At 66.0% G+C, this 18,493-nt stretch carries 17 protein-coding genes; 10 read left to right on the plus strand and 7 right to left on the minus strand.

Annotation, left to right across the window (positions count from 1 at the left end; genetic code table 11):
• The first annotated feature begins 21 nt into the window (after positions 1-21).
• Positions 22-1,197, plus strand: a complete 1,176-nt coding sequence (locus tag CTB96_RS02990; protein ID WP_110125423.1) for a MalY/PatB family protein — start codon at positions 22-24, stop codon at positions 1,195-1,197.
• Entirely contained in the window at positions 1,194-2,513 is a 1,320-nt protein-coding gene (locus CTB96_RS02995) for an O-acetylhomoserine aminocarboxypropyltransferase/cysteine synthase family protein (RefSeq protein WP_248283185.1), read from the plus strand. Before CTB96_RS02990 ends, CTB96_RS02995 begins: the two co-directional genes overlap by 4 nt.
• Before the next feature lie 57 nt (positions 2,514-2,570).
• Here the strand turns inward: CTB96_RS02995 and CTB96_RS03000 are convergent, their stop codons facing one another.
• Positions 2,571-4,250, minus strand: coding sequence for a sensor histidine kinase (locus CTB96_RS03000; protein WP_110125424.1), 1,680 nt, complete (start codon positions 4,248-4,250; stop codon positions 2,571-2,573).
• Between the two features lie 119 nt (positions 4,251-4,369).
• On the minus strand, positions 4,370-6,532 hold the full coding sequence (locus tag CTB96_RS03005) for an ATP-dependent Clp protease ATP-binding subunit (protein ID WP_110125425.1): 2,163 nt from the start codon (positions 6,530-6,532) through the stop codon (positions 4,370-4,372).
• Positions 6,533-7,101: 569 nt separating this feature from the next.
• On the opposite strand from CTB96_RS03005, the gene CTB96_RS03010 reads away from it, so the two are divergent.
• Both CTB96_RS03010 and CTB96_RS03015 read left to right on the plus strand, forming a co-directional pair.
• Entirely contained in the window at positions 7,102-8,028 is a 927-nt protein-coding gene (locus CTB96_RS03010) for a TIR domain-containing protein (RefSeq protein WP_181397109.1), read from the plus strand.
• A gap of 665 nt (positions 8,029-8,693) precedes the next feature.
• Positions 8,694-9,248: a hypothetical protein gene (locus CTB96_RS03015; protein WP_110125427.1), complete on the plus strand. Its 555-nt coding sequence runs from the start codon at positions 8,694-8,696 to the stop codon at positions 9,246-9,248.
• An 81-nt stretch (positions 9,249-9,329) separates the two neighbouring features.
• Here the strand turns inward: CTB96_RS03015 and CTB96_RS20995 are convergent, their stop codons facing one another.
• The 3 genes from CTB96_RS20995 to CTB96_RS03025 are packed head-to-tail and all read right to left on the minus strand — an operon-like array spanning position 9,330 to position 10,425.
• A complete protein-coding gene (locus tag CTB96_RS20995) occupies positions 9,330-9,464 on the minus strand; it encodes an NAD(P)H-binding protein (protein WP_219993199.1) in 135 nt (44 codons plus the stop codon).
• Positions 9,401-9,547, minus strand: coding sequence for a hypothetical protein (locus CTB96_RS03020; RefSeq protein ID WP_219993222.1), 147 nt, complete (start codon positions 9,545-9,547; stop codon positions 9,401-9,403). Before CTB96_RS03020 ends, CTB96_RS20995 begins: the two co-directional genes overlap by 64 nt.
• Positions 9,544-10,425 (minus strand): aldo/keto reductase, encoded by an 882-nt coding sequence (locus tag CTB96_RS03025; RefSeq protein WP_110125428.1) that lies wholly within the window; start codon positions 10,423-10,425, stop codon positions 9,544-9,546. The genes CTB96_RS03020 and CTB96_RS03025 overlap by 4 nt, the downstream gene beginning before the upstream one ends.
• A 103-nt stretch (positions 10,426-10,528) precedes the next feature.
• Between CTB96_RS03025 and CTB96_RS03030 the strand changes: the two genes are divergently transcribed.
• Positions 10,529-11,689 carry an MFS transporter gene (locus tag CTB96_RS03030; protein ID WP_110125429.1) on the plus strand — a complete coding sequence of 387 codons (1,161 nt, stop codon included), beginning with the start codon at positions 10,529-10,531 and terminating at the stop codon, positions 11,687-11,689.
• A gap of 13 nt (positions 11,690-11,702) precedes the next feature.
• On the opposite strand, the gene CTB96_RS03035 is transcribed toward CTB96_RS03030, so the two are convergent.
• Entirely contained in the window at positions 11,703-12,425 is a 723-nt protein-coding gene (locus tag CTB96_RS03035; protein WP_110125430.1) for a 6-phosphogluconolactonase, read from the minus strand.
• Positions 12,426-12,558: 133 nt separating this feature from the next.
• Here CTB96_RS03035 and CTB96_RS03040 point away from each other — a divergent pair, with 133 nt between their 5' ends.
• Positions 12,559-12,984 (plus strand): hypothetical protein, encoded by a 426-nt coding sequence (locus CTB96_RS03040; RefSeq protein WP_110125431.1) that lies wholly within the window; start codon positions 12,559-12,561, stop codon positions 12,982-12,984.
• A 15-nt stretch (positions 12,985-12,999) separates the two neighbouring features.
• On the opposite strand, the gene CTB96_RS03045 is transcribed toward CTB96_RS03040, so the two are convergent.
• Complete coding sequence (locus tag CTB96_RS03045) at positions 13,000-13,971, minus strand: zinc-binding dehydrogenase (protein ID WP_110125432.1); 972 nt, start codon at positions 13,969-13,971, stop codon at positions 13,000-13,002.
• Between the two features lie 101 nt (positions 13,972-14,072).
• Here CTB96_RS03045 and CTB96_RS03050 point away from each other — a divergent pair, with 101 nt between their 5' ends.
• The 4 genes from CTB96_RS03050 (at position 14,073) to CTB96_RS03065 (ending at position 18,480) form a co-directional block, all read left to right on the plus strand.
• Positions 14,073-14,663, plus strand: a complete 591-nt coding sequence (locus CTB96_RS03050) for a TetR/AcrR family transcriptional regulator (protein ID WP_110125433.1) — start codon at positions 14,073-14,075, stop codon at positions 14,661-14,663.
• 262 nt (positions 14,664-14,925) lie between these two features.
• Entirely contained in the window at positions 14,926-16,284 is a 1,359-nt protein-coding gene (locus CTB96_RS03055) for an MFS transporter (RefSeq protein ID WP_248283186.1), read from the plus strand.
• A gap of 81 nt (positions 16,285-16,365) precedes the next feature.
• Complete coding sequence (bglB, locus tag CTB96_RS03060; protein ID WP_110125434.1) at positions 16,366-17,520, plus strand: beta-galactosidase BglB; 1,155 nt, start codon at positions 16,366-16,368, stop codon at positions 17,518-17,520.
• A 72-nt stretch (positions 17,521-17,592) separates the two neighbouring features.
• Positions 17,593-18,480, plus strand: a complete 888-nt coding sequence (locus CTB96_RS03065; RefSeq protein ID WP_110125435.1) for a fumarylacetoacetate hydrolase family protein — start codon at positions 17,593-17,595, stop codon at positions 18,478-18,480.
• Positions 18,481-18,493 lie beyond the last annotated feature (13 nt).

An 18,493-nucleotide genomic window follows, 5' to 3' on the forward strand; every position in this document is an offset into this window, starting at 1 on the left:
CTCCAGAACCGAAAGCACCCGATGACGACAACACGTTTCGACGAGATCACTCGCGACGAGCTCAGCCTTGCGAGCAGCCGCAAATGGAGCCTGCACCCCGACACCATCGGCGCCTGGGTGGCCGAGATGGACTTCGGCACCGCGCCGGCCGTGACCACCGCCCTGCACCGGGCGGTCGACACCGGCAACCTCGGCTATCTCTCCCCCACCACCACCCGGCAGATGGCCGAGGCCACCGCGGCCTGGCTGGAGCGGGATTACGGCTGGACCGTGCCGCCGGAGAACATCCACCCGGTGTCCGACGTGATGAGCGCGTTCGAGGTCACCGTGCGGCGGTACTCGCCCGACGGCACCGGCGTGATCATCCCCACGCCGTCGTACATGCCGTTCCTCAGCTTCACACCCACCCTCGGCCGTGAGATCTTCGAGGTGCCCGGCGTGAACGTCGACGGGCGCTGGACTCACGATCTGGCCGGCATCGAGGCGGCGTTCCGGGCTGGCGCCCGCACCCTTGTGCTTTGCAACCCGCACAACCCCACCGGCACCGCCCTCACCCGGGCCGAACTCGAGGCCATCGCCGAGGTCGTCGACCGGCACAATGGCCGGGTCTTCGCCGACGAGATCCACGCGCCGCTCCGCTATGGCAACACCGCGCACATCCCCTATGCCTCGATTTCGCCGCAGACAGCCCGGCACACCATCACCGCCACCTCGGCATCGAAGGCGTGGAACCTGCCCGGGCTGAAGACCGCGCAGTTCATCACCACCAATCCGGCCGACGAAGAGGTGTACCAGGTCTTCGGGTTCGCGGTCGTGCACGGCGCCTCCACACCGGGTGTGCTCGCCGCGACCGCCGCCTACACCGAGGGCGGCGAGTGGCTGGCCGAGGTGATCGACTACCTCGACGGCAACCGCACACTGCTTCGCGACCTGCTGGCCGAGCACCTGCCCGAGGTGCGCTACGCCGTGCCGGAGGCCACCTACATCGCCTGGCTGGACTGCTCGCGGCTCGGCATCCCCGGGTCCATCGCCGATTTCTTCCGCCTCGAAGCGGGCGTGACCCTCACCGACGGGTCGCTCTGCGGCGACGGTTTCGCCGACCACGCCCGGCTGATCTTCGCGATGCCCCGCCCCATCCTCGAACAGGCCGTGCTGCAGATGGCCGCTGCCGTTGCCCGACTGAAAGTGACACTGTGACCCTCGACGCCCCCTCCGACTGTCTGTCCCAGCCCGAATACGACTGGACCGGCTACGCCTTCGACACCCGCCAGGTGCACGCCGGCGAGTACGACGACCTCACCAGCGGGGCGCGCATCCCCCCGATCAACATGACCGCCGGCTTCCGGTTCGGTTCTTTCGCGGATGCCCGCGCCCGGTTCAACGGCGACGCCGACGGTCTCATCTACTCCCGGCAGCGGAACCCCTCCGGCAACGTCGCCGAACGGCGGATCGCCTCACTCGAGGGCGGCACGGAGGCCATCGTCGTGGCCTCCGGCCAGGCCGCGATCACAGCCGCGCTGCTCTCGATCGCGCAAGCCGGCGACCACATTGTGTCGACGGCGAGCATCTACAGCGGCACCCGCATCCTTTTCGGCCGCAGCTTCGCCCGGTTCGGCGTCACGGTGGACTATGTCTGGGACGAGTTCGACGACGACGAATGGGACCGCGTCATCCAACCGAACACCAAGGCCATCTTCAGCGAGACCATTCCCAACCCGAAGAACGACATCGTCGACATCGGCCGGGTCGCCGCGGTCGCCAAACGACACGGCATCCCGTTCGTGGTCGACAACACCATCGCGTCGCCGTTCCTGATCCGCCCGTTCGAGCACGGCGCCGACATCGTGGTGCATTCCTCCACCAAGTTCCTCAGCGGGCACGGCGCCGCGATCTCGGGCACCATCGTCGACGGCGGCACCTTCGACTGGGCCGCCTCCGACCGGTCCTATCCGCTGATCACCCAGTCCAGCACTGGGCTGCCGTCGATCGCGGAGAAGTTCGGCCCCACCGCCTACGCCCGCGCGACCCGCGAGGCCGTCGTCAACGACATCGGCCCGGCGCTGTCGCCGTTCAACTCGTTTCTGCTGCACCAGGGCATCGAAACCCTGTCGCTGCGGATGGAACGGCACCTGGCCAGTTCGCTCACCATCGCCGGGTGGCTGGAGGGGCACCCCGGGATCGAGAGCGTGGACTACGCGGGCCTGCCCGGCAACCGGGCCTTCGACCTCGCCCAGCGGTTGTACGGTGGCCGGAGCGGCTCAGTGTTCTCGTTCACAGTGCGCGGCGGCGAGGCCGGGGCCGGCCGGTTCCTCGACCGGTTGCGGGTGATCAGCCACATGACCAACATCGGCGACACCCGCTCGATGGCGCTGCATCCGGCCACGTCGACGCACACGTCGTTCAGCCAGGAGTTGCGCGACCGGCTGGGCATCTCCGACGGCCTGATCCGCATCTCGGTGGGCATCGAAGACGTGACGGATCTCATCAACGACCTCGACCACGCGCTGGGCTGACGCCTTCTCGCGAGCCGTGAGCAAAGCCCCAGAATTTCGAGGTTTTCGGGGCTTAGGTCACAGCTCGCGAGCGAGCACCGGGCTTTCGAGCTCGCTGGGAGAACCGGCGGCCCGGAGGGGCAAGCGCACGGTGAAGGTGGTGCCCTCGCCGAGCGTGCTGGTGAGCTCGACGGTGCCCTGGTGCGCGTGCACGAACGCCCGCACGATCGCCAGGCCCAGGCCCATACCCGGGATGGCCAGGTCGGTGGAATTGCGGGCGCGGAAGAACCGGTCGAAGACCTGGCGCTGGTCTTCGGCGCTGAGCCCGATGCCGTCGTCGGTGACTCGCATCACCGCATCCGTGCCGTCACGCTCGACGCTGAGCAGCACGGTGCCGTTCGGGCGGGCGAACTTGATGGCGTTGGTGAGCAGGTTGTCGATCACCTGCTCGATCGCGACCGGGTCGACCTGGGCGACCACCGCGGCACCGGCACGGGCGCTGATGGTGACCCCAGCGGTCTGCGCGCGCGGCATCGACGTGTCGAGGCAGGACTGCAGGATCTGGCCGAGGTCTGCGTCGACCCGGCGGATGGGCGGTTGGCCGTCGGTGGCGCTGAGCAACTGGGCGATCACCGAGAGCAGGCGTTCAGCGTTCCGTTCGATCACCGCGACCTCCATGGTGATGCCCAACTCGTCGGCGTCGATCAGGCCAAGGTAGCCGATGATCGAGGTGAGCGGGGTACGCAGCTCGTGTGACACCGTGGCGAGGAAGTCATCGCGCACGGCGATGGCCTCGACCAGCGGGGTGACGTCGGTGGCCACCACCACGGTGCCCAGCGGATACCCGGACTCCCGTTCGACCACACCGGAGGAGGCGATGATGGCGCTCTGGTCGTCGTCGCCGCCGACCCAGTAGACCCGTTTGGCGACCAGGTCGCCGCGCAGGGCCCTGGCGGCGACTTGGTCGTCGAGGGCGACGATAGTGGTGCGGTCGACGTCGAAGACCAGGGAGGCATCCCGGGCGTAGGCGCCGGTGGCGGAGTCGGTGCGCACGGCCAGGGCGCGGGCGGCGGCGTTGCTCAGCACCACCTCGCCCTGCGGGCTGTAGACCTCGATGCCGGCGTCGACGGTCTCCATCACGGCCTCGAACAGTGCCTGGCGGTCCTTGGCCTCGAGCAGGGCAGCATGGAGCTCCCGGGACACGACCACGAGCCGGCGTTGTTGCGAGCGGAGCCCGTTTGCGGCGACCCTGGCCGTGATGGCGATGAAGCCGGTGACGATGGGCAGGATCAGCGCGTTTCCCCAGCCCATCGCATCCGTGGGCAATTGGCCGGTTTGGATCAGCGGGAAGGCGCCGACGAAGAACGCGCCGACCAGGGCCAGTCCGAGCGCCCACCACGCGAAGCCGTAGGCGAGCCAGAGCACCGGCACGACAACGAGCATGCTGACGGCCGGAAAGGTCTCACGCACGCCATCACGGAGGAAGGCGACGACCAACACGTCAATCAGCGGAATGATGACCAGCCACTGGTAGCCATGCCGTTGCCAGGGCACCAGCAGACCGGCGAGGGTGGCGCCAACAGCGAGTGCGAGCCCCACCAGGAATCCGGTCTTGGCCAGGGTCTCCGGCGCACCGGCGGCGGCGAAGCCCACGAGCACGAGCACCCCGACCGCGAAGGGCATCTGGGCATACGGCACTTCGCGTGTGCGCGGAGGTTCCACGTAGTCCGGAACGGGCCACTCGGGGTCTTGCGGCACTCAACGATCCTCACACTTGCTGAGGCGTCACCGGCGCACTTGCCCGCCCTCTTCTGCAGTCAAGCAGGTCCGAGCCCGAATGTCCCCCTTATTGGGGACATTCGGGCCGAAAAGTGCGCTCAGGCGTGCCCAAGCGGGGTCGGCCCCACGGTGAGCGATTCGCCGTCGTCGTTGATGTCGACCAGCACGGTCTCGCCGTCGCGGATGCGTCCGCTCAGCAGCGCGGTCGCCAGCCGGTCGTCGATCTCGGTCTGCATCAGCCGCCGCAACGGCCGGGCCCCGTAGATCGGGTCGTAGCCGCGTTCGGCCAACCAGGCGCGGGCATCCGGCGTCACCGCCAACTCGAGCCGGCGTTCGCCCAGGCGGCGTTGCAGCCGGTCCACGTAGAGCTCCACGATCTGGGCGAGGTCGTCGGTGGAGAGGGCGGAGAACACCACGATGTCGTCGAGCCGGTTGACGAACTCCGGCTTGAACGCCTGCCGCACCATCTGTTGCACGGCCTGCTCCTTCTCCTCCCAGCTCAGGGTGGGGTCCACCAGGTACTGCGAGCCGAGGTTGGAGGTCAGCACCAGGATGGTGTTGCGGAAGTCGACCGTGCGACCCTGGCCATCGGTGAGCCGCCCGTCGTCGAGCACCTGCAGCAGCACGTCGAAGACCTCCGGGTGCGCCTTCTCCACCTCGTCGAACAGGATCACCGAGTAGGGCCGGCGGCGCACGGCCTCGGTGAGCTGACCGCCCTGCTCGTAACCGACGTAGCCGGGAGGGGCGCCGACGAGCCGGGAGACAGCGAACTTCTCGCCGTACTCGCTCATATCGATGCGCACCATGGCCTTCTCGTCGTCGAAGAGGAACTCGGCGAGCGCCTTGGCCAGCTCGGTCTTACCCACCCCGGTGGGGCCGAGGAACAGGAACGAGCCAGTGGGCCGGTCGGGGTCCGAGATGCCGGCGCGACTGCGGCGCACGGCGTCGGCCACGGCCCGCACAGCCTGCTTCTGGCCGATCAACCGGTGGCCCAGTTCCCCTTCGAGGTTGAGCAGCTTCTCGGTCTCGCCCTGCAGCAGCCGGCCCACCGGGATGCCGGTCCAGGCGGCGACCACCGCGGCGATGTCTTCGGCGGTGACCTGGTCGCCCACCATCCGGGCGCCCTCCTGCTCGGTCTGCTCGGCCTCGGCCAGTTCGCGCTGGATCACCGGGATGTCACCGTAGAGCAGCTTGGACGCCTTCTCCAGGTCGCCGCGGCGTTCGGCCACCTCGGCCTGGCTGCGGGCGCTGTCGAGCCGCTTGCGCAGGTCGCCGACCCGGTTCAGCGACGCGCGCTCCTTGTCCCAGCGGGCCTGCAGCTCGCCGAGTTTCTCCTGACGTTCGGCCAGGTCGGCGCGCAGCTTCTCCAGCCGCGCCTTGGAGGCGTCGTCCTTCTCCTTCTTCAGCGCGAGTTCCTCCAGCTTGAGCCGGTCGACGCTGCGGCGCAGTTCGTCGATCTCCACTGGCGAGGAGTCGATCTCCATCCGCAACCGGCTGGCGGCCTCGTCGATCAGGTCGATGGCCTTGTCGGGCAGCTGGCGGGCGGTGATGTAGCGGTCCGAGAGCGACGCGGCAGCCACCAGTGCGGCATCCGCGATCGAGACCTTGTGGTGCGCTTCATAGCGTTCCTTGAGCCCGCGCAGAATGGCGACGGTGTCCTCGACGGTGGGTTCGTCGACCAGTACCGGCTGGAAGCGGCGTTCGAGCGCGGCGTCCTTCTCGATGAATTCGCGGTACTCGTTCAGCGTGGTCGCGCCGATCAGGCGCAATTCGCCGCGGGCGAGCATGGGCTTGAGCATGTTGGATGCGGCCACGGACCCTTCTCCTCCGCCGGCGCCCATCAGGGTGTGCAGCTCGTCGACGAAGGTGATGATCTGGCCGTCGGCGTCGTTGATCTCCTTGAGCACGGCCTTGAGCCGTTCCTCGAACTCGCCGCGGTATTTGGCCCCTGCCACCAGGGCGGCCAGGTCGAGCGACACCAGCTGTTTGCCCTTGAGTGAGTCGGCCACGTCGCCCGCGACGATGCGCTGGGCGAGGCCTTCCACCACGGCGGTCTTACCCACGCCGGGTTCGCCGATCAGAACGGGATTGTTTTTCGTGCGCCGGGTGAGCACTTGGCTCACCCGCCGAATCTCTGGGTCACGGCCGATCACGGGGTCGAGCTTGCCGCTCTTGGCGATCTCGGTGAGGTTCACGCCGTACTGTTCCAGCGCTGTCTTCTGCTTTTCGTCGGTTGCGGGGGCACCTTGCATGTTGGCCATCAAAATCATCCTTCGCAAATACTTGAGTGGACTCGACTCAAGTTTAGACGGAGTCGAATGGATGCGCTACCGCGTCCAAGCCGCTCTCCTGACGCCTCGCCTGCGACACCGACCAGTCACATTCGGGCAGGACAGTGACCTAGCGGGATAGCACCTTAACGACCAACCAAACAGTCGTCGCAATGGTGCCCCGGAAGCCCACCACGTCTTGAACGAAGTCAGTCACACTGAGAACGACCCTCAGTGTCCGACGGTCCAGATAGTCGGTGACTGCTGACTTTTGTGCTTAGCCATGATTCTGTCCATCTGCTGCGGAGCCGCCCGGTGTGCAGCTCGTCGCGATGTCAATGCGCGGCAGCATCCGTCCGATGGGCGGCAACGACCGCCGTTGCGCTAAAGGAGAGCGCCAGCCGGCGCGTCGCGACCCGAACTGGGGGGGTGGACGCCGTGCCAGTTTGGGATCGCCCATCAGGCGGAAGCACATATCCCAGCTTTGGTGGCTCGATGAAGACCATCAGCCCTATCTGACTAGACGGGCGTCGTCCGACCCTGCCACTAGTCTCCGAAGTATGTCCACGCTCGATTTCTCAGTACACGCGGCCAGGGTCGACGCAGCCAGCCTTCGTCGGATCATCGAGGTACTTCGCCCGATCACGGTAGAGGTAGCGCAACGTGACCTCATCCGTCATCAAGACGACCGCACCGAGGAGATCGACGTAGGGAGGAGAGCTGCTGCTATCAAACTGGCGAAAGGGGCTCTTGCCGCTCAAGGGGAAGTTTCGATGGTGATCAAGAAGCTGAAAGAACGCAGCGGTGTTGTTCACGATCAGCTTGGCTGGGGCGATCCTATGCCGTTAGAAAAGATCGAGGATTGTGCCAGTGCCGAACTGGTGGCGGCGAGCTACAACGGGGGCTACTGGGGAGTGCTGAATTTGAAGGTTTCTGACTGGGGCTGCGAGGTGTCGATCGACGCCGGACCCGAAGAAATCGAGCGGGTCGGGGCAGCGGTTAAAGATGTTCTAACCGCCGCAGTCGACTCCAGTCAACTCGCTGCGACGCAACGCCCGTTCAAAGTCTTCATCGGTCACGGTTCAGACTCTCAGTGGAAGTACCTCTACGAGATGTTCAGCAAGGTGCACGGTTTCAATGTCGAGGCGTTCGAGTCATCCGAGCGCGCCGGTATTCATACCCTGTTCGTAGTCGACAAAATGATTCGGTCAAGCAGTGTCGCTTTGGTCGTAATGACTGGCGAAGACCAAATGGCAGATGGGTCCATGCGAGCCCGCGAAAACGTCGTCCACGAAATTGGCTATTGCCAGGGGGCGCTAGGTATCGATCGCACGATCATTCTTCTGGAAGACGGAATCAGCGAGCCCTCCAACATCGCAGGGCTAACGCAAATCAGGTTTGCCAAGAATTCTTTGATCGATGCCCAAGACCGGATTCTTAATACGCTGAATCTCCACAAACAGGCCCAGGACTTCAGCGAGATTTAGTCGTCCGATAAAAGATCGTCTAACGGTTCTTTCTCCGCTAGGTCTCCCTATCGACAACATTTGCTTGGAGCTCACGACCAATGGACCATTGGCACTGAATGTCCTGGTGGCACTCTGATGAGGCCGGTGGAGTCAGTGGGCCGACGTCAGCGAACAACTGAACGGAAAGGGCGGTCTCAATGTGAACTCCCGGTGGGCGTTGCCCCGTCCTGTGTCTTTCGCCGGGTTTGCACCTGAAACCGCTCGACTTGATACGAGGTCGGGTTCGTCATTATATGTCATCCCAAGGACGCTGCTCGATTGAAGGCTGCACGCATTCTCGACGCTGACCGCAACACCTAATATTCAAATGCGAGGAGGTGCAACCAATTTCCTCTGAGCGATCTCGCCGCGAATCTCGGCTAGTCGGTAGCCAATCTGGGATTTGCCTCCACCGATGAGTGCCTCGTGAACCTGGTCTGGGAAATTACCAGCCGGCGCGGTTTCTCGAGAGATCGCACGCTGACATCCCTCCGGCGGAAAGTGGCCAGTTATCCGGAGTTCACGGACTATCTCTCCAGCAAGGAAGGCCCATATATTGTGGGCCCGGGCCGATGTCTTTTAGCGAGAACACAAGCCACGGCGCGCTTCCTCGGTAGCTGACCACGCCACGACATGATGGCGATATGGACAATGGATGGGCAATCGTCATAGGCGCAGGGATAGCGCTGCTCGGTTCGGTCTTCGCACCTTGGCTCAAAGACTCAATCGACCGTAAGAATAGGAAGTTCGAAAGTAATCGGAACGCCGTAGCGGCGAGTCTCCAGCTGGTAGCCGCGGCCACGCCAGCCGCTGCGCTAGCGCGCTTGGAGATGGTCCACAGCGAATCGGACGGTGCGGCACAGACGACAACTCACGCAGCTGCACGCATGCAGGTCGCCAGGTTTTATGAGGCGCAAAGAGCCGTCTTCGAACTCGGCCTGCTCCTGGCAACCAAGGACGCTCCCATCGAATCTATGGCTCGAATGATGGTGAATGCTGCCCACAGAGACGACTTCGCCATCGAAGTGACATGCTTCAACCGGCTTGCGGCGCGTTGGCACAGAGGCGAATTGAGTGCCGAATCAGCACTAAATTCATTTAGGAAAGATGTTGTCAGATACCGGGCTATGAGGTTGGGCATGGGGCCGCTTGCCGAGGAAGTCAATGAAGACGAATCGATGAACGTGGACGCTCCGTAACCTATGTAGGAATGTGGCAAGGTATTTGGCCCCCGCAAACCCGCCGGATAACTCAGAGCACATGGGCGCGTGACTAGCACCTTAGGCGCTGCCTTGGGTGAAAACCACGACGTCGATACCGGCGACCGCCTCGGTGATGGTATCTGGCCGGGTCAGTTCGCCGACGACCACGCGGGCGCCAGCGTCGAGTCGGCCGGCCCGGGACGGATCCCGCACCAGAGCCCCAGGCGTACGGCTTTGGCCACAACACGCCGGCCGAAGTTTCCGGTGGCGCCGACCACGAGGATGCTGTCGGTCACGCTTCCGGGATCTCCCGGCCGAAGGCCTCGAGGGTCACCGCTTCGGGAGCCGGGCCACCGCGCACACCGGTGTCGAGGGCCTCGATCTCGGCCATCTGGTCGGCGGTGAGCTCGAAGTCGAAGACGTCGAAGTTCTCAGCAATGCGCTCCCGGCGCACCGACTTCGGAATGACGGAGTGGCCGAGCTGCAGCTGCCAGCGCAACATGACCTGCGCGGCGCTCTTGCCGTGCACGCCGGCGATACCCAGGATGACGGGGTCGGTGAAAGTGCTCTTCGAGCTATCGCCGCGGTACGAGGTGATGCCGCCGATCGGCGACCACGCCTGGGTGACGATACCGAGCTCGGCGTTCGTCTTGCGCACGTCAGGCTGCGAGAAGTAGGGGTGCACCTCGATCTGATTGACCGCCGGCACGATCGCGCTCTGCTCACGCAGGGCGTGCAGGTGATCGGTCATGAAGTTGCTCACGCCGATGGCGCGCACCCGGCCGTCGGCGAGCAGCTTCTCGAGGGCCAGGTAGGCCGCGATCGTCTTGTCGAACTCGCCGGGCAACGCCTGGTGCAGGATGAAGAGGTCGATCTGGTCGACGCCGAGCTTGCCGGCGCTCTTGTCGAACGCGTGCAGGGTCTGGTCGTAGCCGAAGTCACTGATCCACACCTTGGTCTCGATGAAGATCTCGGAGCGGTCGACGCCGGCCCGGCGGATGCCCTCGCCCACCTCGCGCTCGTTGGCGTACGCGGCGGCAGTGTCGATGTGGCGGTAGCCGATCTCCAGGGCGGCCTGCACCGCATCCGTGGTGGCGTCGGGCGGGGTCTGGAAGACGCCGAGGCCGATGGCCGGCATGACGACGCCATTGTTCAGGGTGATGTTTTTCTGCATGTTTTCACGCTAATCGCGGTGCCGGCGATCGTGGGAGTGCCTGACAGGCCCTCCTTCGACGCGACCGGGTGGCCTAGCGTGGCGGTATGGACATGCAGCCGCTGTGAGGTCACCACTCGTCTCCGCCTCTGCCCTGTTCTGGGGTTTCCAGTTCGCGCTGCTCAACCCGGTGCTCGCGCTCCTCCTTGTCGGCCTCTACGACGCCAGCCCCACCGACGTCGGCTGGGTTCTCGCGGTGTACAACGCCGCCGGCTTCCTGGCGGCGATCGTCATTCCAGCCTGGGCCGACCGCTCGAGGAACTACCTGCTGCCCCTGCTTCTCTGCGGCGTCCTCACGCTCTGCCTCGCCGGGGCCCTCGCCGTCACCACGTCGCTGCCGGTCGCGGTCGTCGCACTCGTGGTCTTCGGCGGCCCGGCCGGAGTGGGTGTTTCACTGCTCTTCGCCGACCTGAAGCACTCCGGCGCACCGCCGTCGGCTGTCATCAACACCCGCGCAATCGTCTCCTTCGCCTGGGTGGCGGGGCCCCCGGCCGCGACGTTCATCATGGGCGCCCTGGGCAACCGGGCCATCCTGCCCGTTCTGGCCGTCGTCGCCATTCTCAACGGCATCACCACCGTGGCGATGATCAGCAAACGTCGCAGTGCGCTCGCCGACGGTTCAGGCGACGCTCCGGCCCCGGTCGCGACGGCCGAGCCCGTCGCGCGTTCGCTGGTGGTCACGGTCGTCATCGCTTTCGTCTTGCTTCAGGCCACCAACAGCGCCGCGGTGTCGATCCTGAGCCTGTTCGTCACCGAGCGCCTGCACCTTCCCCTCCTCTGGTCGGGGATCGCGCTGGCACTGTCGGCGCTACTGGAGATCCCCGCCCTGCTCCTGATCGGCCGGCTCAGCGACCGGTTCTCCGGTTTTGCCCTGCTGGCCAGCGGATGCGCCGCCGGAGTCGTCTACTACGCCGCCATGACGTTGCTCCGCGACCCGGTCACCCTCCTCGCGGTGCAACCGCTGAATGCCTGGTTCTTCGGCACGGTCGCCGGGGTGGGGCTGACCCTGTTCCAGGACCTCATTCCCCGGCCGGGCCTGGCCTCCGGACTGTTCACCAACACCCGGCGCATCGGCGCCATCGTCTCCGGCGGCATCATCGCCGTCGGTTCCAGCACAGCGCTGGGCTACGGCGGCGTGTTCTTGATCTGCGCCGTGATCGCGCTCGCGGCGCTCGGACTCGTCGCCGTCGTGCGCCGGCAGGCGGGGCGCACCCGAGCCGGTTAGGGCGGGAGCGCGCTCAGCGGGTGGGCAAGGCGGCGGCCGCGGCCTGGTCGGCGATCACCAGCAGGTCGGGGTGCGTCTGCAGAATGGATGCGGGCAGCTCTGGCGTGACCGGCCCGGTCAGGGCCGCAGCGAGGGCATCGGCCTTACCCGCCCCGGTGACGATCAACACCGCACGCTTGGCCCGGTTCACCATCGGGGCACCGAAGGTGACAGCGCGAGTGGGCACCGATTCCGGGGTGTCGAAGTGGCTGGCGAAGTCGGCGTACCAGGGCGCATCCGTCGGGATCGGGAACTGGTAGATGTCGGCATCGAAGCGGGTGACGCCCGGCATGTTGCCGCAGAAGTGCCCGTCGCTTCCCACACCCATCAGGATCAGGTCGAGTCCGCCGTTGCCGGCCAGGTCAGCGCGAATGTCGCCCTCGCTCTCCGGGGTCAGTTCGTGCAGGTTCTGCGGGCGGATCCCGGCCGGGCCGTAAAACTGCTCGTCCAGGGCCGACATCGTCATGCCGCGGTCTTGGCCGGGCAGGGGCAGCTCGTCGAAGTTGTAGAAGTGCACATTGTCGTAGGCGCTCGGATTGGCCGCGAGCACCGGCGCCACCAACGCGTACGTTCCCACCGGCGTGGCACCGGCCGTGAGCGACAGGTTCACGCGTCGGTCGTGGGTCATGGTTCCCAGGAGCACGGCGGCGGCTGTGCGGCTCACGGCTACGGCGTCGGTTTCGATCACGAGTTTCATGGCGGGTCACTTTCGGGGTGGCTGGCTAACGGGCGGAGATTCTCACCCTAACCCAAGAAACCTACCATCGGTAGGTATTACGAGGGCACCCCTGCCCATGGTGCCGCGCTTCGGCCCTCCGCTACGGTGAGCCATGATCATCTGGTCCCGTTGGGGAATTGTCGTCTTCGTGTTCTTCGGCCTCTCGGTCGGACTCGGCTTTGCGCTCAAAGCGCTCGTCGCCCCATCCACCGGCTCCAACGACCCATCCACTACCGCATTCATCGGCACGGGCTTCATCCTGGGTGCGGCGGCGCTGTGGGCATTCTCGAAGTTCGCGCTGCCGCGCCTGGACAAGGCATCGCCGTCGTTCGTCTACCAGAAGCTGCCGGAACCGGTGATCAATGACCGCGGGGTGCGGGTGACGCACCGGCCCGTCGCCGTGGTGAACCAGGAGACCGGGCAGCAGATCTGGACCCGCCCGTCGTCGACGTTCTTCTTCATCCCGGTGCGTTTCTGGGTCTATCCCATTGCCGCCCTCGGGCTCCTGACCATCATCATCGGCCTCACCCGGGTCTAACGGACCGGCGGCGGCTCAGCTGATCGAGACCACGATCTTGCCCAGAACGTCGCCATCGAGAAGTCGCCGATAGCCGGTCCGCACGTCGGCGAGGTCGATCACCGAGTCGATCGACGGGCGCACACCGGTGACCTCGAGCATGCGTAGCATGGCGTCGAACTCGGCCCGGGTCGACATCGTCGAGCCGATGATCGAGAGCTGCTTGTAGAACACCCGGTGCAGCTCCGCTGCGGGCATGCCGCCGCTGGTCGCGCCGGCGATCACGATGGTGCCGCCGGGGCGCACGGCGCGCAGCGAGTGCGCCCAGGTCGCCTCCCCCACGGTCTCGATCACCACGTCGACCCGCTCCGGCAGCCGGGCGCCGCTCTCCAATGCCTGGAAGGCGCCGAGTCCGAGCGCAAAGTCGCGCTTCCGGGCGGTGCGGGAGGTGGCGTAAACAAGGGCGCCGGCGGCAGCGGCCAGGGTGATCGCGGCGCCGGCGACACCACCGCTGGCCCCCTGCACGAGCACCCGGTCGCCGGCTGTGATCCCGGCGCGACCGAACAACATCCGATATGCCGTGCTCCAGACCGCGCCCAGGGTCGCGGCCTGCTCGAAACTCAGCCAGGCGGGCTTGGGCACGAGGTTCTGCGTGGGCACGAGCACGTAGTCAGCGAGAGTTCCGTTCACAGTCTCCGACAGGATGGCGCGGTCGGGGTCGAAGGTCTCGTCGCCGTGCCCGCGCGCCGGGTCGCCGAGCACCGAGTAGAGGATCACCTCGCGGCCGTCGTCCGTCACCCCGGCGCCGTCGCAGCCGAGCACGATCGGGATGCGCTCGGCCGGGTGCCCGACTCCGCGCAAGGTCCAGACGTCGTGCGGGTTGAGGGAGGCGGCACGCAGACGCACCCGGGTCCAGCCGTCCCGCGGTTCCGGCATCGGGATCTCCTGCAGTTCGAGTCCGGAGAGCGGATCCTGATCGTTCTGGGAGACGGCGACGACAGCGCGCATGGGCAGTCCTTAGCTTCGGGAGTTCCCGGGGCGTCGACCCGAGTGGATACGATGGAGGATACGGGATTACGCCATATCGTACTCTCACGAGGTGAAGCCTGATGATCGAACCCGGTGCCACAGCAGCGCTGCGCCGTGCGGCCCTGCTGCAACGACTCGAGGACATCTTCCTGGCCGAGGGTTTCAGCGGCTTCACCACCGACGACCTCTGCCGCCGGTTGCACTGCTCGAAAAGCACGTTGTACAGCATTGCCGGCACTCGCGAGCAGATCATCCAAGCCGTCACCCGGCACTTTTTCGCTCGTTCCACCGACACGATAGAAGCGATGGTGGCCACCGACGACGACCCTGCCCGGCGCATCGTGCGCTATCTCGGCGGTGTCGGCGCCGCCATGCGCCAAAACTCCCCGGTGTTCTATGCCGACCTGGTGGCGTACCCGCCCACGGCGGAGATCTACCGGGTGAACTCGGCGGCGGCCGCACGGCGCGTGCGTTCGTTCATCGACGACGGTGTTGCGGCCGGCGTGTTCCGTTCGAACGATGCCGTGCTGGCCGCCCGGTCGGTGGCCCTGCTCATCGACGGGGTGCAATCCGGGGCGCTGCTCGAGGGCACCGACCTCAGCCCCGGCGAGGCCTATGCCGAGCTCGGCGAGCTCATTGCCTTCGGACTGGTCGTGCGCGGCGAGCGCTGACCCCCGGCCCAGCGGGCAACCCTGCCCGGCCCACAATGCGCCTTCTGCCCCTGGTGCGAACTGAACATTTGTGCAACCGGGGCGAATGCTCACGATTAATTTATTCCGCCTGACGGACTCGTGTTCCGCATTTGGGGGTATTAGTGCTACGTTCAATCTGAAACGATTCAATAGCAGTCGTTCACCAGTTTTCGCACTTACCCGCACGACCCGAACGGACTCGTTCCGTCCCTCGCCATTGGCGCCGAAGGAGATTCAATTCATGAGCACGACATCACTCGGGGACACCCGCCCCGAAGCCGGCATCGGAAAGCGCAACCCGAAGAAGGCCGCCATGAGCGGTTGGATCGGAAGCGCACTCGAGTACTACGACTTCGCTCTGTACTCGCAGGCCGCCGCGCTGGTCTTCCCCACCGTCTTCTTCCCGTCCGGGAACGCCACGGTCGCCATCATCGCCTCCCTGGCCACCTACGCGGTCGGCTACGTCTCCCGCCCGATCGGCGCCATCGTCCTGGGCGCCTGGGGAGATCGGCACGGTCGCAAGAACGTGCTCACCTTCGCCATGCTGCTGATGGGCTGCGCCACCTTCCTCGTCGGCCTGCTGCCGACGTTCGGCCAGGTCGGGGTGCTCGCGCCTATCCTGCTGGTGCTGCTGCGCCTGATCCAGGGCTTCGCCGTCGCCGGCGAACTCGGTGGTGCCAGCGCGATGATCGTCGAGCATTCGCCCGACGCCCGCCGTGGCTTCTTCGCCAGCTTCAGCCTCCAGGGCACGCAGTTCGGCTCGATCCTGGCCACCGGCCTCATGCTTCCGCTCGCCGCGATCCTCAGCGACGAGCAATTCCACACCTGGGGCTGGCGCATCCCGTTCCTGCTCAGCGCCCTGGTCATCCTGGCCGGATGGATCATCCGTCGCCGCGTGCAGGAACCGCCGGTCTTCCTCGCCCAGACCGACGGTGTCGTGGCGAAGCGCAAGCTGCCGATCGTCGAGCTCGTGCAGACCCACCTCTGGGTTCTGGTGCGTTGCATCCTGATGACCCTCACGAACGTGGTCGGCATGGCAACCCTCATCTTCGGTGTGGCCTTCGCCACCCAGGAGGGTTACGGCAACGGCTTCTCCGCGAGTGAGTTCCTCTGGGTCACCCTCGTAGCCAATATCGTCGCGATCGTCACCATTCCGTTCTTCGGAGCGCTCTCCGACAAGATCGGCCGGCGCACCCTGATGCTGATCGGCGGACTCGGTGGAGGCCTGCTCGCCGGGGTCTACCTCGCGGCCATCGAGATGGGCAGCCTGCCCCTCGTCTTCGTGTGCGTCGTCGTGGTTCAGGGCATCTTCTTCCAGATGTGGAACGCGACCTTCGCCACCTTCTACCAGGAGCAGTTCCCGATGCGGATGCGCGTGACCGGTTTCGCGGTCGCGCAGAACGTCGGCCTGATGATCGCGTCGTTCTTCCCGAGCATCTTCACCGCGATCGCCCCTCCCGGCACCGCGAACATCCCGCTCGTGATCGGCTCGCTCGCGTTCGGCATCTGCCTGGTTGCGGCCGTGGCCGCGTTCCTCTCCGACGAGACCAGGGGCACCTCGCTCGAGGACATCGAGACGAAGTCGATCCGGCTCCCCTGATCGCGGTCGCCAGACCCGCATTCGTGCAACGCTAGCCGCACACCACCCGCCCAGCACCGAAGCACCACGAACGGAAATCCCATGACGATCACGCCACAGAAGACCTGGCCGGTGAAGCACAGCGCACTGCTCCGTGCGCCGGAACGGTTCATCTCCCGCGAGGGCATCGATGAGCTGGTTCACCGGCTGACCGACAACCTGGTCGGCATCACCGACGAGACCGGAGAGTTCCTGCTCCGGCTCGACGATGGCAGGGTGATCGACACGAAGGGCTGGGCGGGTTGGGAATGGACCCACGGAATCGGCCTGTACGGCATCTGGCAGTACTACGACCAGACCGGCGAGACGGAGATGCGCGACATCGTCGACTCCTGGTTCGCCGACCGCGCGGCCGAGGGCTCCACCACCAAGAACGTCAACACCATGGCGCCATTCCTCACCCTCGCCTACCGGTACGAGGAGACGGGCGACCGCTCACTGCTGCCGTGGCTCGAATCGTGGGCGGAGTGGGCGATGCGCTCGATGCCGCGCACCCCGCACGGCGGCATGCAGCACATCACCCTGGCGGAGGAGAACCATCACCAGCTCTGGGATGACACCCTGATGATGACGGTCATGCCGCTGGCGAAGATCGGCATGCTCCTCGGCCGGCAGGACTACGTGGACGAGGCGAAGTTCCAGTTCCTCACCCACGTCGCCTACCTGATGGACCGCGAGACGGGACTCTGGTTCCACGGCTGGTCCTTCGATGGCGAACAGAACTTCGCCAAGGCGCGCTGGGCACGCGGCAACTCCTGGCTCACCATGGTGATCCCCGACTTCCTCGAGGTCGTCGACCTGCCGGAGTCCGACCCGCTGCGCCGGTTCCTGGTGCAGGTGCTGGATGCCCAGGTCGCCGCCCTCGCCGCGCTGCAGGACGACTCCGGGTTGTGGCACACCCTGCTCGACGACCCCACGTCGTACCTCGAGGCGTCAGCGACGGCCGGGTTCGCCTATGGAATCCTCAAGGCGGTGCGCAAGGGCCACCTCGACGCGAAGTACGCCCCCACCGCAGAGAAGGCCGTGCAGGCGATCATCGCCAACGTCTCCGACGACGGCGAGCTGCTGCAGGTCTCCTTCGGCACCGGCATGGGGTCGAACCTCGACTTCTACCGCAACATCCCCTGCACCTCGATGCCGTACGGGCAGGCCATGGCGATCCTCTGCCTGGCGGAGTACCGGCGCACCTATTACTGAGTGGCCCGGGATGGGCCGGTTCCTCGGCCCATCCCGCCGGCACGCCCGAACGAAACTAGCGAAAGAGCACAGATGAGACTCGTCAGCGTTGATATCGACGGCATCGAACGGCCCGGCGCCGTGGTGACCGGACCAGACGGCGTCGACCGCGTGCTGGAGTTGCGTCAGTTCACGGGCGCCGGCAGCCTGGCGCTGCTCCTGGCCGATGATGTCGCCCTCGACCTCACCCGCACCGCGATCGGCCGGGCCGACCACGCGTCCCTCCCCCGACTCGCCGATGTTCGGCTGGCGCCGCCGGTGCGACCGCAGGTCATCCTCTGCCTGGGCTACAACTATCGCGGCCATGTCGAAGGCCACCACGAGGGCCACGTCGACGGCGAGACCGGTCAGGATGCGCTGCCGTACCCGAACGTCTTCGTCAAAACGCCCAACACCATCGGCGGCCCGCACGACCGGGTGGTGATGCCCATCGCCGCGACCGACGTGGACTACGAGGGTGAGATCGCCGTCGTGATCGGCCGTACCGCCCAGGCTGTCGATGAGAGCGACGCGATGTCGTATGTCGCCGGGTACACCCTGTTCAACGATGTGTCCGATCGCGGCTGGCAGGACCGTTCGAGCCAGTGGGCCCTGGGCAAGAGTGTCGACGGTTTCGGCCCGCTCGGCCCATGGATCGTGACCACCGATGAGCTACCCGACCTGGGCGGCCTGCAGATGGAGGTCGAACGGGAAGGCGTCGTGACGGTGCGGGCCAGCACTGATTCGATGGTTTATGGCGTCGCGTTCCTGGTGCATTACCTGTCCCAGATCATCACCCTGCAGCCCGGTGACATCATCTCGACGGGCACTCCGGCCCGGTCGGTGCAGGCACAGAGCGCCCACCTGCCGCTCGCCGACGGCGAAACAGTGACCATCCGCGTCACCGGGCTCGGCGAGCTCACCACGACGTTCGTGCGCTAGAACACTGCCTCGC

Source organism: Cryobacterium arcticum, assembly GCF_003185895.1.
GTDB classification, from domain to species: Bacteria; Actinomycetota; Actinomycetes; order Actinomycetales; family Microbacteriaceae; genus Cryobacterium; species Cryobacterium arcticum.